Genomic DNA, 13,411 nt, shown 5'->3' on the forward strand with positions numbered 1-13,411 from the left:
CTCTCTATCCAACAAAAATTAAACATTTTCACCAAAAGGAGTGTGTGACTAGTGGCAACGGTTAGAGAACAAAAAATGGAAAAACTTGAAACAAAGCGTGACACGTATCACTTGATTATTAACGGGGAACGCGTCGAAAGTTCTTCTGGCGAAACGTTTACAACGTATAACCCGGCAACAGGCGAACCGGTCGCCAAAGTAGCAAAAGGGACGAGAGAGGATGCAGAACGGGCGGTTTTAGCGGCACGCCAAGCGTTTGATTACGGGAAATGGCGTCATTTTCCGGTGAATAAACGGGCGCGTATTCTAAACAAAATTGCTTCGATTATGCGGGCACGGTTTAACGAATTAGTAGAATTGGAGATTTTAGATACAGGAAAAGCGTTGTCAGCTGCGCAAGGACAGGTGATGCAAGCGATCGAAGATTTTGAGTTTTATGCAAGTGCGATCGTCAGCCATCGTGGCACGGTAAACAATATGCCAGGTGCATTTCATAACTTTACCGAAAAAGAACCGGTCGGTGTATGCGCGCAAATTATCCCGTGGAACTATCCGTTAATGATGGCAGCATGGAAGATCGCTCCAGCCATTGCTGCTGGCTGCTCCGTCGTTGTTAAACCAGCTTCCTTGACGCCGCTCACATGCATTGTACTTGCGGAAATTTGCCACGAGGCGGGGGTTCCGGAAGGGGTCGTGAACGTCGTCACTGGTTCTGGCTCGGAAGTAGGCAACTATTTAGTCGAGCATCCACTTGTGGATAAAGTAGCTTTTACCGGTTCAACGCCAGTCGGGAAAGACATTATGGAAAAAGCCTCGAAAACGTTAAAGCGTGTCACATTAGAACTCGGTGGAAAATCACCAAACATTGTGTTTGAAGATGCCGATATCGATGCGGCGGTAGATGGTGCATTATTCGGTATGTTCTACAATACAGGCCAATCATGTGAAGCACGCTCGCGCTTGTACGTCCATGAAAGCATTTACGATACGTTTATGGAAAAGTTTGTGGAGAAAACAAAAAAACTAACCCTCGGCAACCCATTTGATCAAGGAACGCATGTTGGGGCAATTATTAGCCGCGAACAACTAGAAGTCATTGACGGCTATGTTCGCTCCGCGGTCGAAGAAGGAGCAACGATTGTCACTGGCGGAAAAGAAGCAAAAGTCGAAGGGTTTGAAAATGGCTATTGGTATGAGCCAACGATTATTACGAACGTCCACCATCAAATGAAAGTTGTCAAGGAAGAAATTTTTGGTCCAGTCGTGGTCGTCATGACATTCAGTGATGAAAAGGAAGTCATCAAATTGGCAAACGACAGCGAATACGGATTAGGTTCAGCGATTTGGACGAAAGACCATGCTCGTGCCCTTCGTGTGGCAAAACAAATTCAAGCAGGAATTGTGATGATTAACAGTCCATTTTCTGCGTTTCCTGGCACACCGTTTGGCGGGTATAAACAATCTGGATTTGGTCGGGAACTTTGTGTAGAAACGCTCGATCTATACACGGAAACGAAAAGTATTTTATCGTACTACGGAAGCCGTCCGCTCAATCCTTTCGGTCTCTAACATTTTCCGAGCACTTCCATCTGCGGATGGGTGCTCGTTTTCGCTTTTGTCTTTTATATGCATTTTCTATCACACGTTCATATTCAGTGCACATGGACGTCTACTATGATGGTAAAGGAGAGAGAGTCGATGATTCGCCAGTTAGTTGTTGTCGGTTCAGGCGTGATGGGACGAGGCATTGCATATGTAAGTGCGGCAGGAGGGTTTGCGACAACGCTCGTGGATATTAAGGACGAACAATTGCAAAGCGCCAAAAAAGAAATAGATGCTATTTTTGAAAAAGCGGTGTCGTTAAACAAAATAACCGCCTCAGCAAAACGCGACGCACAGGAGCGCCTTACGTATTCGACCGACCTAGTGGAAGCAGTGAAAAAGGCGGATTTAGTCATTGAAGCCGTCCCAGAAAAATTAGAGATTAAAAAGCATGTGTTTGAAACAATCGACGAATATGCGCCACAAACATGCTATTTTGCCACAAATACGTCGACGATGAGTCCAACGGAGATCGCCTCGTTTACGAAACGTCCGGAAAAAGTCATTGCGATGCACTTTTTTAATCCGGTTCATAAAATGAAGCTTGTCGAAATCATTCGCGGGTTGGAAACGAGCGATGACACAGCGGAAGTCATTCAACAAGTGGCGGAGCAAATGGGAAAAGAAACGGTCGTTGTAAATGAATTTCCAGGGTTTGTTACAAGCCGAATTAGCGCATTAGTCGGCAACGAAGCGTTTTATATGCTGCAAGAAGGGGTAGGTACGCCAGAGCAAATTGATAAAGCTATTAAACTTGGCCTCAATTATCCGATGGGGCCGTTTGAATTAGCCGATTTAGTCGGATTAGATACACGATTGAACAACTTAAAATATTTGCATGAAAAACTCGGAGAAAAATACCGCCCAGCCCCGCTATTAGAACAATATGTCAAAGCAGGACGACTTGGAAGAAAAACAGGCAAAGGGGTGTATGATTACACGAAAAAAGAATAATGAAGGGTTTTTTCAAAGATAACAAAGCATCAGACGTAATTCAATGGGGCTTGTGCGCTCTTCGCTGATAGGCAGGCGCTTTGCGCTTTTCTTAATATACCGAACGCGCAGAAGGGAGATATATAATGATGAAAGAAGTCGTCATTGTCGATGCAGTGCGGACGCCGATTGGAAAGTATAAAGGAGCACTTAAAGACGTTCGCCCTGACGATTTAGGAGCAATTGTTATTCGCGCGCTCATCGAACGCAATCCGTCACTTCCGGTCGAGCAAATTGAAGAAGTGGTTCTCGGCAATGCAAATCAAGCGGGGGAAGATAATCGAAACGTCGCCCGTATGTCGGCGTTATTGGCTGGCTTACCGGTCGAAGTAGCTGGGACGACAGTGAACCGCTTGTGCGGGTCAGGACTGGATGCAGTGAATTATGCGGCGCGCGCCATTATGATAGGAGAAGCAGACATTGTCATTGCTGGTGGGACGGAAAGTATGACGCGCGCGCCTTTTGTTATGGCGAAGCCCGACCAAGACTTTCCGCGCGGCAATTTGGAAATGTTTGATACGACGATCGGCTGGCGGTTTATTCACCCAAAATTGCACGAAATGTATGGAACCGACAGCATGCCACAAACCGCTGAAAATGTAGCCAAGCGGTATGGAATTTCCCGCGAAGCACAAGACGAATTTGCGTATGAAAGTCAGATGAAAGCGAAGGGAGCGATCGAGGCGAATTTATTTGCGAATGAACTAGTTCCTGTCGTCTATCGTGACAGGAAAGGAACAGAAGTTGTGGTCGACAAAGATGAACATCCACGTCCAGATACTACACTTGAGAAATTGGCAAAATTGCGCCCATTATTTGAAGATGGGACCGTCACAGCGGGAAATGCTTCTGGCGTCAATGATGGGGCGGCGGCATTGCTTTTAATGAGTGCCGACAAAGCGAAAGAACTCGGGATGACGCCGCTTGTGAAATATACGACATCTGCCGTTGCCGGTCTAGAGCCAGCGGTCATGGGGCTTGGTCCGATTTATGCGACACAAAAGGCGTTAAAGCGTGCCGGACTAACAATTGAAGAGATTGGACTCGTCGAATTAAACGAAGCGTTCGCTTCGCAAGCGTTAGAGTGTATCAACCAGCTTGCGCTTAAGAAAGAAAAAGTGAACGTGAACGGGGGAGCGATTGCGTTTGGACATCCACTCGGAGCAAGCGGCGCGCGAATTTTAACGACATTAATCTATGAAATGAAGCGCCGGCATGTCCGATATGGTTTAGCAACGATGTGCATCGGCGTCGGACAAGGAATTGCGACGATTGTAGAAAATGTAGATTAAGCAAGACGATCCATGGGCGAAACGCCGCTCATGGATTTTGCGTTTTTTCTTTTTTCGTGTTGTCAGCGTTATAAAAATTTGCTAAAATACTGAACCATGAAAGCGCGTCAGGAAAACGTTGTATTTTGAAAACGAAGGGTGTCTGCGATGAATACGCGATCGATGATTTTTACGATTTACGGGGACTATATCCGCCACTACGGCAATCAAATTTGGATTGGCAGTTTAATTCGTTTGCTAAAAGAATTCGGGCATAACGACCAAGCAGTCCGTGCGGCGATTTCCCGCATGAGCAAGCAAGGATGGGTACAAGCCGAGAAAAAAGGAAATAAAAGCTATTATTCGTTAACCGAGCGAGGGGTAAAACGAATCGAAGAAGCAGCGAAACGGATTTATAAAATCCGACCGGAAAAATGGGACGGAAAATGGCGCATTTTCGTCTATACGATTCCAGAAGAAAAACGGGCGTTGCGTGATGAATTACGAAAAGAGCTCGTATGGAGCGGGTTCGGAACGATTTCCAACAGTTGCTGGATTTCGCCAAACAACTTAGAAAAACAAGTATATGATTTAATTGATAAATATCAAATTGAGCCGTACGTTGATTTTTTTATTGCCCAATATGACGGACCGCATACGAATGAGCAGCTTGTGGAAAAGTGTTGGGATTTAGCAGCGATCAATCAGAAATATGAACAGTTTATTTCCGAGTACAGCCAAAAATACGTGATTGACAAACATAAAATTCAGCGCGGGGAAATGTCTGATGCTGAATGTTTTGTTGAGCGGACGAAGCTTGTGCACGAATATCGGAAGTTTTTATTTATCGACCCAGGGCTTCCGGAAGAGTTGTTGCCGCGGGAATGGATGGGTAGCCACGCCGCGTCGTTGTTTAGCGAATATTATAAAGAATTGGCAAAACCAGCAAGCCGCTTTTTTGAAGAAGTGTTTACCGACGGCAATGAATTAGAGAAAAAAGCAGAGCAGTACGACGTGTACGACCACCCATTAATTGCGGAGTAAGAAAAGCACTGTGTCTAAACAGTGCTTTTTGTCTTTTAACGCCCTAATAACGCGCGATACTCTTTTCCTTTTTGAACGTATGTATCAATCGACAGTTGAATAAGGGCAAGGTCTTGTTCGGTAATTTCGCGGACGACTTTCCCAGGTGAACCCATCACTAACGAACGCGGCGGAATTTTTTTGCCAGATGGGATAAGCGTGTTGGCACCAATAATGCACTCTTCTCCGATTTCTGCGCCGTCTAAAATCGTCGACCCCATGCCGATAATCGAGCGTTTGCGAATCGTGCATCCATGCAAAATGACATTATGTCCGACCGTTACTTCGTCTTCAACAATGAGCGGAAATCCTTCATATAAATGGCACGTCGAGTTATCTTGGATGCTTGAGCGTTCACCGATGATAATTGGCGCCTCATCCCCGCGCAACACGGCGTTAAACCAAATCGTCGATTCTTTGCCGATCGTGACATCGCCAATAATATGAGCGCCAGGAGCAACAAATACCGTTTCGTCGAGCGTTGGTGTTTTTCCGTTGTAAGAATAAATCATTTCCATCCCCCTTGAAATGTGATAAGGTTATAATAAGTATAACATATTTTTAACGGGGTGGGAATTTGATGAATGATGTTTGTCGCCTATTAAACATTCGTTATCCGATCATTCAAGGGGGGATGGGGAATATTAGCAATGCCCCGTTGACAAGCGCTGTTTCGGAAGCAGGCGGGCTTGGAACAATCGGGGTTGGCACGATGGCTCCTGATGAAGTAGAGGCGATTATCGTGGAAACGAAGCGCCGGACGAGCCGCCCGTTTGCAGTCAATATTCCAATTCAAGTGACAACGTATGCGGAAGAAATGGTAGCGCTCGTTGAAAAATATCACATACCGGTCGTGTCGTTATCTGCAGGAAATCCTGCGCCATTTATCCCGCGTTTGAAAGAACGAGGGGTGAAAATTATCGTCGTTGTCGCGTCGGTTAAGCAAGCGAAAAAAGCGGAAGCGGCGGGGGCGGATGTGCTTGTGGCGGAAGGGTACGAGGCGGCAGGGATTAATTCCAATTTAGAACTTACGACGATGACATTAATTCCGCAAATTGTCCAAGCAGTTCAAGTGCCGGTCGTTGCGGCGGGTGGAATTGGCGATGGAAAAGGGTTGTTAGCGGCTTTGGCGCTTGGGGCGGAAGGGGTGCAGTTAGGAACGCGGCTTATTGCGACGCAAGAAGCACCATTTCATGAAGCGTATAAACAGCGGATTTTAGCTGCCGATGAAAACGAAACGGTAATTGTCGGTCGTTCCGTTGGCAGGGTGCGAAGAATTATGCGCACCCCGTATGCCGAGAAGTTATTGCAGTATGAAGAAGCAGGGATTTCGCTAGAAGAGTTCAACCGCCACACGTCCGAAGACTACCATCGCCGCGGCGCATTAGCAGGTGATTTGACAGGCGGATTTGTAAATGCTGGGCAAATTGCTGGACTTATTGAGCATGTCCCGACTGTCCAACAATTGTTCGCTGAGATGATGAATGAAGCGAAAGAACAGTGGAAAAAGCTTCATGACTTATTCGGAGAATAAAGCATCCCGTGAATTGGGGTGCTTTTTCATATTTTTAAGAAAATTATTGACTTTCAAATTATTCAATTGATAATATTTAATTATCATAACGTTATTTACACGTTAATAAATATTTTTATTATATTAATGATGTAAACGTTTACAAATTAAACGCTTTACATCGCTAAAATGTTTTATTTTAAAGGGAAATCCGCTATATTGTTGTATTTTTTAAAATATTATTTTTATATGACGTTTATAAAACGTAATTAAAAAGAGGTGACATAAATGAAACGGGGGATGAAAGTGGGAGATAAGGCGGTGGTGCAGGCAATCGTCACCCCAGAAATGTTTGCCCAATTCGAAGGGGTTGTTGTCCATCCAGCGTACTCGACGGTATCAATGGTCTATCATATGGAATGGGCGTCGCGCAAAATCATTTTGCCATACTTAGAGGATCATGAAGAAGGGATGGGAGCGGCAGTGACAGTGAAACATGTAGCGCCAACTCCTGAAGGCTCGCTCGTTACGGTGACTGCCACCGTAAAAGAACTGCGCGACAACGTAGTGATTACGGATGTAGAAGTAAAAAATGAAACAGGCGTCATCGGTATTGGCGAAGTGAAGCAAGTCATTTTGCCAAAAGAAAAAATTCGCCAAATGCTAGATAGGGGGACGAACGATGAGCGCGGTGCTTAGTGAATGGAAAACCGATCTTTTTACGCAAATGAAAGAGCATGAACAAGTTGTTTTTTGCAATGATGAGAAAACAGGGCTGCAAGCCATTATCGCGATTCATAACACGACGCTCGGTCCCGCATTGGGTGGGTGTCGAATGCAGCCATACCCGACCATGGAAGCGGCGCTTGTGGATGTGCTTCGCCTTTCAAAAGGAATGACGTATAAATGCATTGCGGCAGATGTCGATTTCGGTGGCGGTAAAGCGGTCATTATCGGCGACCCTAGGCATAAAACCCCAGAACTGTTTCGTGCATTCGGACAGTTTGTGGAATCGCTAAACGGACGTTTTTATACAGGAACGGATATGGGGACAACGCCGGACGATTTCGTTCATGCGATGAAAGAAACGAACTGCATTGTTGGTGTGCCGGAAGCGTATGGTGGAAGCGGGGATTCATCGGTTCCGACGGCATTAGGGGTGATTTACGGTCTTCAAGCAACAAGCCACGTGCTATGGGGAAGCGACGAACTTTCGGGCAAAACGTATGCGATTCAGGGACTTGGCAAAGTCGGATATAAAGTAGCAGAGCAACTGCTCGATCAAGGAGCTGACCTTTATGTATGTGATATTAACGTATCAGCGGTCGAGGCAATCGTTGCCCATGCGAAAAAAGTAGGTGGCAGCGTCAAAGTTGTGAAGGGAGCAGACATTTATCGAGTCGAGGCCGACGTGTTTGTGCCGTGCGCGTTCGGGAATGTTGTCAATGACGATACAATGGAACAGTTGAAAGTAAAAGCGATTGTCGGGTCAGCGAACAATCAGCTGTTGGATGGAAGTTACGGAAAGCAGTTACGGGACAAAGGGATTTTATATGCGCCGGATTATATCGTGAATGCAGGCGGACTGATTCAAGTCGCGGATGAGTTATATGGCCCGAACAAAGCGCGCGTATTAAATAAAACAAAAGCGATTTATACGACGCTTTTAGAAATTTACCGCCAAGCAGAAAACGAACAAATCACGACAGTCGAGGCAGCAAACCGTTTTTGTGAACAGCGTCTTGAAATGCGAAGCCGACGCAATCATTTTTTCACCCATAAAAAACGACCGAAATGGGATGTTCGGTGGTAACTAACAACGAAAGAAGGGGATGGAATGGAACAATTTCCAATCATAAAAATCGTTGATGAGGAAGGCAATGTTGCATTGTCAGAGTACCGCGAAAAATTGACGAAAGAGCTTGTGATGATGATGTATTACCATCTCATCCGAACAAGAACGTTTGACCGAAAATGCGTCAGCCTCCAGCGCCAAGGGAGAATCGGAACATACGCCCCATACGAAGGGCAAGAAGCGAGCCAAGTTGGCAGCGCGCTTGCGCTAGCGAACGATGATTGGCTGTTTCCGACATATCGCGACCATGGGGCGACGATGACGTTCGGTCATTCGCTCGTACGCATTTTATTGTATTGGAAAGGAAGAAACGAAGGGTGTGTCCCGCCAGAAGGGAAGAAAATTTTTCCTCCAAGTGTACCGATTGCCACCCAGCTTCCGCATGCAGCGGGCGCAGCGTACGCGGAAAAACGAAAAGGAACGAAAAACGCTGTCATTGTTTATTTTGGCGACGGGGCGACATCGGAAGGGGATTTCCATGAAGGGCTAAACATCGCGAGCGTTTTTCATGTGCCGGTAGTGTTCTTTAACCAAAACAACCAATACGCCATTTCTGTGCCGATTGCGCGGCAGATGAAATCGAAAACGATTGCACAAAAAGCGCTGGCGTACGACATTCCAGGGGTTCGTGTCGACGGCAACGATATTTTCGCTGTCTATTTCGAAACAAAAAAGGCGCTTGATCGCGCGCGAAACGGTGAAGGGCCAACGTTAATTGAGGCAGTGACGTGGCGGTACGGGGCGCACACGACCGCAGATGACCCGACAAAATACCGCGACCAAGAAGAAAGCAAACGAAGACGCGAGTGCGATCCGATTTTGCGCGTCGAACGGTTTTTGCAAAAAGCCGGTTGGTGGGACGAACAGCAAATAAGTGCGATGCAAGAAAAAGTTCATAGTGAAATCGAGCAGGCAGTGGCAGAAATGGAGCAGTTTCCAGAGGCGAATCCGACGGATATGTTTGACTTTGTATTCGCTGCGCCGACATGGACGATTGAGCAACAAAAACAAATGTATACCACATGGAGGGAGCAAGCATGACAACGACGGTTAAAACGAATACGTTAACGCTCGTGCGAGCGGTTACAGATGCGCTTCGAACGATGCTAAGGGAGCGGGAAGATGTATTAGTGCTTGGAGAGGACGTCGGCAAAAACGGTGGGGTATTTCGTGCGACGGACGGGTTACAGGCGGAATTTGGTGAGGATCGCGTCATCGACACCCCGCTAAGCGAAGCGGGATTTACAGGTGCAGCAATCGGCATGGCAGTAAATGGGCTTCGTCCAGTCGTTGAAATTCAGTTTTTAGGGTTTATTTATCCAGCGTATGAACAAATTATGACCCATGCGGCAAGGATTCGTTCGCGAACGCTCGGACGCTTTACTGTCCCAATGGTCATTCGCGCCCCGTACGGCGCAGGAGTGCGCGCCCCAGAAATCCATTCCGATAGCACAGAAGCATTGTTTACCCATATGCCAGGCATGAAAGTCGTATGTCCGTCGACCCCATATGATGCAAAAGGGCTATTAATTGCGGCGATTGAAGATCCTGATCCGGTGCTGTTTCTAGAGCCGATGAGATGTTATCGCTCCTTTCGTGAAGAAGTGCCGGAAGGAAAATATACAATCGAAATCGGCAAAGGGAAAAGGATTCGAGAAGGAGAAGATGTGACGGTCATTGCTTGGGGAGCGATGGTGCCAATAGCGATGAAAGCAGCGGAAGAAGCGGCGAAAAAAGGGATTGCTGCCGATGTCATTGACTTGCGCACATTATATCCACTCGACCGCGAGCTGATTGTAGAGTCGGTACAAAAAACAGGGCGCACGGTGATTGTGCAAGAAGCACATGCCACTGGAGGGGTTGCCAATGATCTGATTGCGCTCATTAATGACGAATGCTTTTTATACCAGAAAGCGCCTGTTGAACGGGTGACAGGGTTTGACGTTCCGGTTCCGTTTTTTTCGTTAGAAGATTATTATTTGCCGACACCGGAACGCGTCTTACATGCGATGGAAAAAGCGGTGACGTTTTAAGGGGGGCAGGAGAAATGGTAGAAGTGAAACTTCACGACATCGGAGAAGGGATGACGGAAGCGGTTGTCGTCCATTATCTTGTGAAAAAAGGAGAACATGTAAAAGCCGATCAGCCGCTTGTCGAAGTGCAGACGGATAAAATGGTGGCGGAAATTCCTGCACCAGCAGCAGGAACGGTAGACGATATTTTCATTCCAGAAGGGCAAACAGTCGTAGTCGGAACGACGTTATTATCGTTGCGCACGGAAAACCAACAACGAGTGAAAGAACAACTAGCAGCAATCGTCGAGAGAGAAGGAGAACGCCATTTTATTCAAGAACCGGCGAGACGTCAACGAATTCTTGCCTCTCCCTACACAAGAAAAATCGCTCGAGAGCATGGGGTGGATTTAGCACTCGTCAACGGAACAGGCCCGGCAGGACGCATTACGGATGACGATGTATATTGCTACCTTAAAGCCCAACAATGGCAACCGGTGGCAGAAAAGCCTGTACAGCCGCAACGAACGGTGACAAAAACGAACGAAAATCATGAGGGAATCATCCCATTCCGCGGGCGCCGCAAGCAAATTGCGAAAAAAATGGTGCAATCGCTCATGACGATTGCGCACTGTACGCATTTTGAAGAAATCGATGTGACGGAATTACTAGCAGTGCGAGAAGCATTAAAGAAACAAGACGTTGCGATTTCAGCTACAGCATTTTTCATTAAAGCACTTTCACTTGCGCTAAAACAATTTCCGATTTTTAATGCGAGGCTCGATGAAGAAAATGAGTGCATTCATCTGCAAACAGAGCATCATTTCGGCATCGCCGTCGATACGGAAGAAGGGTTAGTTGTTCCTGTTATTAAGCATGTCGAAACGAAATCACTTCGGCAAATTCATGAAGAAATGAAAGCGCTAACGAAAAAGGCGTTAGAAAATACCCTTACGATTTCTGATATGACGGGCGGAACGTTCACCATTAGCAACGTTGGACCGCTCGGGGGGAGCATTGGGGCGACGCCGATCATTAACTATCCGGAAGTAGCGCTAGTTGCGTTTCATAAAACGAAAAAGCGCCCAGTCGTCACGGAAAATGATGAAATCGCGATTCGGGCGATGATGAACATCTCGATGTCGTTTGACCATCGTGTCGCGGACGGAGCAACGGCTGTTGCATTCACGAACTATTTCGCTAAATTGATTGAAAATCCAAACTTGATGTGGATGGAGTTGATATAACGTGGTTGTCGGTGAACTTGCCCATGAGCGTGATGTGGTCGTCATCGGAGCGGGGCCTGGAGGGTATCATGCGGCCATTCGCGCTGCGCAGCTCGGATTATCGGTGGTGCTTGTTGAAAAAGAGGAAGTCGGGGGAATTTGTTTAAATAAAGGCTGCATCCCATCTAAAGTGTTTGCTCATGCGTCGCAAAGTTTAAACCAGCTTGCTCATATGAACGACATGGGGATCGAATGGACGGAAGTAGCGTTTCGTTTAGCAAAACTCCAGCAGTATAAAACAAAAGTGATTAGCCAGTTGCGGCAGGGGATAGAAGCGCTTTGCAAGGCGAATAAAATCGACATCGTGAAAGGAAAGGCATCTTTTTTAGCAGAGGACCGGATCGGTGTGGAACGCGGGGATGCGTTTGATGTGTATCGTTTTCGCTATGCGGTTATTGCAACGGGCGCGTCGCTAGAAACGCCAGAAATCAGCGATGATCGTGTATTCCATGCGTACTCTATCTACGAATTAAACGAAATACCAGAACATCTACTCGTGTATGGGAGTGATTATATAGCGCTTGAAGCAGCAACAAGTTTTCGAGCGCTCGGGGCAAACGTAACGATTATATTGGAACGTGAAAGTTTCCCGTTGGATCCATCGATTAATCGCGAATGGGAGCGCCTTTTGAAAAAAATGAAAATAAAAGTATATAAACAGTGTCGTCTTGAAAATATACAGCCAAAAGCGCACGCAGTATGTGCGACATTTACAACAAAAGCCGAACGGTTCACCATAGAAGGCTCGCATTTCTTTTTCTCTTATCTGTGGAAGGCGAACATAGAGGGATTAGGAATCGAGCGGCTGAACTTACATCGAACGGATGAGGGATTTCTGGCGGTGAACCGCCAAGCGCAGACGTCTATCCCGCACATTTTCGCCGTAGGGGATGTAACGGGTGGACCGATGTCAGCAGTAAAAGCAATTAAGCAAGGAAAAGTAGCGGCGGAAACGATGGCAGGGAAAGCCGCGGAAGTCGATTGGACATTTTTGCCGACGGTTGTGTACTCGACCCCGCCGATCGCTTTCGTCGGATTAACAGAAGAAGAAGCGAAACAACAATATGGAGAGATTCGCGTGGGGCAGTTTCCGTTGGCAGGAAACGGTTATGCAAGTATTGTTGGGCAAAAAGAGGGGCTTGTGAAAGTCATTAGTGACGCCAAAACGGACGTGGTGCTCGGTGTTCATCTGATCGGAGCGGGCGCAGTGGAACTAATTTCAAGTGGGGCAATTGGTCTTGAAATGGCAGGACGCGAAGAAGATTTTACGTTTCCGCTATATCCGCATCCGAGCGTGAACGAGAGCTTGCTTGAAGCGATGGAAGCATTAACAGGAAAAGCGGTTCATTTGCCACCGACAAAGACAAAAGAAGCGGTCTCACGCTGAGACCGCTTCTGCAAAAATGTCGCCATGGTTGGTAAAAATCGTCCGTTGCAACTCATCAAGTGACGGGGTTTCTTTAAACGTATAAGCGCCAAGACGGATAAGCGAGTATTCGTTGCCAGGATCAAACACTACTTCGACAATTTGTTCTGTACCGCAATCAATTTCTTGTACACATTCAGTATCTTCCATAACAACATCTACAGTTTTGTACTTTCCTAACAACACGTGATATCCTTCCTTTAGCTCTTCTGAAAAAATAGACTCCATGCTCATTAGCTCATGAACAATCATCGGACACTCCCTCGATTCTTAAAAAATACTCTATAATAAACTATAATTATAATAGACGAAAAAATGTATACTTTTTCACAAGTGTTCAAAAAATCGTCATAAATAAAAGTGCGTAAGT

The 13,411-nt window shown here is 46.4% G+C and carries 13 protein-coding genes; 11 read left to right on the plus strand and 2 right to left on the minus strand.

Annotated elements, in window-relative coordinates:
• The first annotated feature begins 51 nt into the window (after positions 1-51).
• The 4 genes from GFC30_RS08680 to paaX all read left to right on the plus strand — a co-directional run bounded on the left by GFC30_RS08680 (position 52) and on the right by paaX (position 4,910).
• On the plus strand, positions 52-1,569 hold the full coding sequence (locus GFC30_RS08680; RefSeq protein ID WP_066324404.1) for an aldehyde dehydrogenase family protein: 1,518 nt from the start codon (positions 52-54) through the stop codon (positions 1,567-1,569).
• 129 nt (positions 1,570-1,698) lie between these two features.
• Complete coding sequence (locus GFC30_RS08685; protein WP_066324407.1) at positions 1,699-2,556, plus strand: 3-hydroxyacyl-CoA dehydrogenase; 858 nt, start codon at positions 1,699-1,701, stop codon at positions 2,554-2,556.
• 125 nt (positions 2,557-2,681) lie between these two features.
• Positions 2,682-3,887 carry a thiolase family protein gene (locus tag GFC30_RS08690; protein WP_066324409.1) on the plus strand — a complete coding sequence of 402 codons (1,206 nt, stop codon included), beginning with the start codon at positions 2,682-2,684 and terminating at the stop codon, positions 3,885-3,887.
• 147 nt (positions 3,888-4,034) lie between these two features.
• Complete coding sequence (gene paaX, locus GFC30_RS08695; protein WP_066324411.1) at positions 4,035-4,910, plus strand: phenylacetic acid degradation operon negative regulatory protein PaaX; 876 nt, start codon at positions 4,035-4,037, stop codon at positions 4,908-4,910.
• 35 nt (positions 4,911-4,945) lie between these two features.
• On the opposite strand, the gene GFC30_RS08700 is transcribed toward paaX, so the two are convergent.
• Positions 4,946-5,461, minus strand: coding sequence for a gamma carbonic anhydrase family protein (locus tag GFC30_RS08700; RefSeq protein WP_066324413.1), 516 nt, complete (start codon positions 5,459-5,461; stop codon positions 4,946-4,948).
• A gap of 68 nt (positions 5,462-5,529) precedes the next feature.
• Between GFC30_RS08700 and GFC30_RS08705 the strand changes: the two genes are divergently transcribed.
• The 7 genes from GFC30_RS08705 to lpdA all read left to right on the plus strand — a co-directional run bounded on the left by GFC30_RS08705 (position 5,530) and on the right by lpdA (position 13,002).
• On the plus strand, positions 5,530-6,483 hold the full coding sequence (locus GFC30_RS08705) for an NAD(P)H-dependent flavin oxidoreductase (protein ID WP_066324415.1): 954 nt from the start codon (positions 5,530-5,532) through the stop codon (positions 6,481-6,483).
• Positions 6,484-6,750: 267 nt separating this feature from the next.
• Positions 6,751-7,161, plus strand: a complete 411-nt coding sequence (locus tag GFC30_RS08710) for a thioesterase family protein (protein ID WP_066324417.1) — start codon at positions 6,751-6,753, stop codon at positions 7,159-7,161.
• A complete protein-coding gene (locus GFC30_RS08715) occupies positions 7,145-8,275 on the plus strand; it encodes a Leu/Phe/Val dehydrogenase (RefSeq protein ID WP_066324418.1) in 1,131 nt (376 codons plus the stop codon). Before GFC30_RS08710 ends, GFC30_RS08715 begins: the two co-directional genes overlap by 17 nt.
• Before the next feature lie 24 nt (positions 8,276-8,299).
• Positions 8,300-9,358: a pyruvate dehydrogenase (acetyl-transferring) E1 component subunit alpha gene (pdhA, locus tag GFC30_RS08720; protein ID WP_066324424.1), complete on the plus strand. Its 1,059-nt coding sequence runs from the start codon at positions 8,300-8,302 to the stop codon at positions 9,356-9,358.
• The gene (locus GFC30_RS08725; RefSeq protein ID WP_066324426.1) at positions 9,355-10,350 is read left to right on the plus strand and encodes an alpha-ketoacid dehydrogenase subunit beta; all 996 of its coding nucleotides are present in this window, start codon (positions 9,355-9,357) and stop codon (positions 10,348-10,350) included. Before pdhA ends, GFC30_RS08725 begins: the two co-directional genes overlap by 4 nt.
• A gap of 14 nt (positions 10,351-10,364) precedes the next feature.
• Entirely contained in the window at positions 10,365-11,576 is a 1,212-nt protein-coding gene (locus tag GFC30_RS08730; RefSeq protein WP_066324427.1) for a dihydrolipoamide acetyltransferase family protein, read from the plus strand.
• Position 11,577: 1 nt separating this feature from the next.
• Positions 11,578-13,002 (plus strand): dihydrolipoyl dehydrogenase, encoded by a 1,425-nt coding sequence (gene lpdA, locus GFC30_RS08735; RefSeq protein ID WP_066324432.1) that lies wholly within the window; start codon positions 11,578-11,580, stop codon positions 13,000-13,002.
• On the opposite strand, the gene GFC30_RS08740 is transcribed toward lpdA, so the two are convergent.
• A complete protein-coding gene (locus tag GFC30_RS08740; RefSeq protein ID WP_066324434.1) occupies positions 12,994-13,293 on the minus strand; it encodes a hypothetical protein in 300 nt (99 codons plus the stop codon). The two genes, lpdA and GFC30_RS08740, sit on opposite strands and share 9 nt — an antisense overlap.
• Positions 13,294-13,411: the final 118 nt, after the last annotated feature.

This window comes from Anoxybacillus amylolyticus, assembly GCF_001634285.1.
Taxonomy (GTDB): Bacteria; Bacillota; Bacilli; order Bacillales; family Anoxybacillaceae; genus Anoxybacteroides; species Anoxybacteroides amylolyticum.

Bases quoted from the DNA above. Each gene is read 5' to 3' on its own strand.
- GFC30_RS08690 (WP_066324409.1), top strand. From the start codon at position 2,682: ATGATGAAAGAAGTCGTCATTGTCGATGCAGTGCGGACGCCGATTGGA.
- GFC30_RS08730 (WP_066324427.1), top strand. From the start codon at position 10,365: ATGGTAGAAGTGAAACTTCACGACATCGGAGAAGGGATGACGGAAGCG.
- GFC30_RS08705 (WP_066324415.1), top strand. From the start codon at position 5,530: ATGAATGATGTTTGTCGCCTATTAAACATTCGTTATCCGATCATTCAA.
- pdhA (WP_066324424.1), top strand. From the start codon at position 8,300: ATGGAACAATTTCCAATCATAAAAATCGTTGATGAGGAAGGCAATGTT.
- GFC30_RS08715 (WP_066324418.1), top strand. From the start codon at position 7,145: ATGAGCGCGGTGCTTAGTGAATGGAAAACCGATCTTTTTACGCAAATG.
- GFC30_RS08700 (WP_066324413.1), bottom strand. From the start codon at position 5,461: ATGATTTATTCTTACAACGGAAAAACACCAACGCTCGACGAAACGGTA.
- GFC30_RS08685 (WP_066324407.1), top strand. From the start codon at position 1,699: ATGATTCGCCAGTTAGTTGTTGTCGGTTCAGGCGTGATGGGACGAGGC.
- GFC30_RS08725 (WP_066324426.1), top strand. From the start codon at position 9,355: ATGACAACGACGGTTAAAACGAATACGTTAACGCTCGTGCGAGCGGTT.
- GFC30_RS08710 (WP_066324417.1), top strand. From the start codon at position 6,751: ATGAAACGGGGGATGAAAGTGGGAGATAAGGCGGTGGTGCAGGCAATC.
- GFC30_RS08740 (WP_066324434.1), bottom strand. From the start codon at position 13,293: ATGATTGTTCATGAGCTAATGAGCATGGAGTCTATTTTTTCAGAAGAG.
- paaX (WP_066324411.1), top strand. From the start codon at position 4,035: ATGAATACGCGATCGATGATTTTTACGATTTACGGGGACTATATCCGC.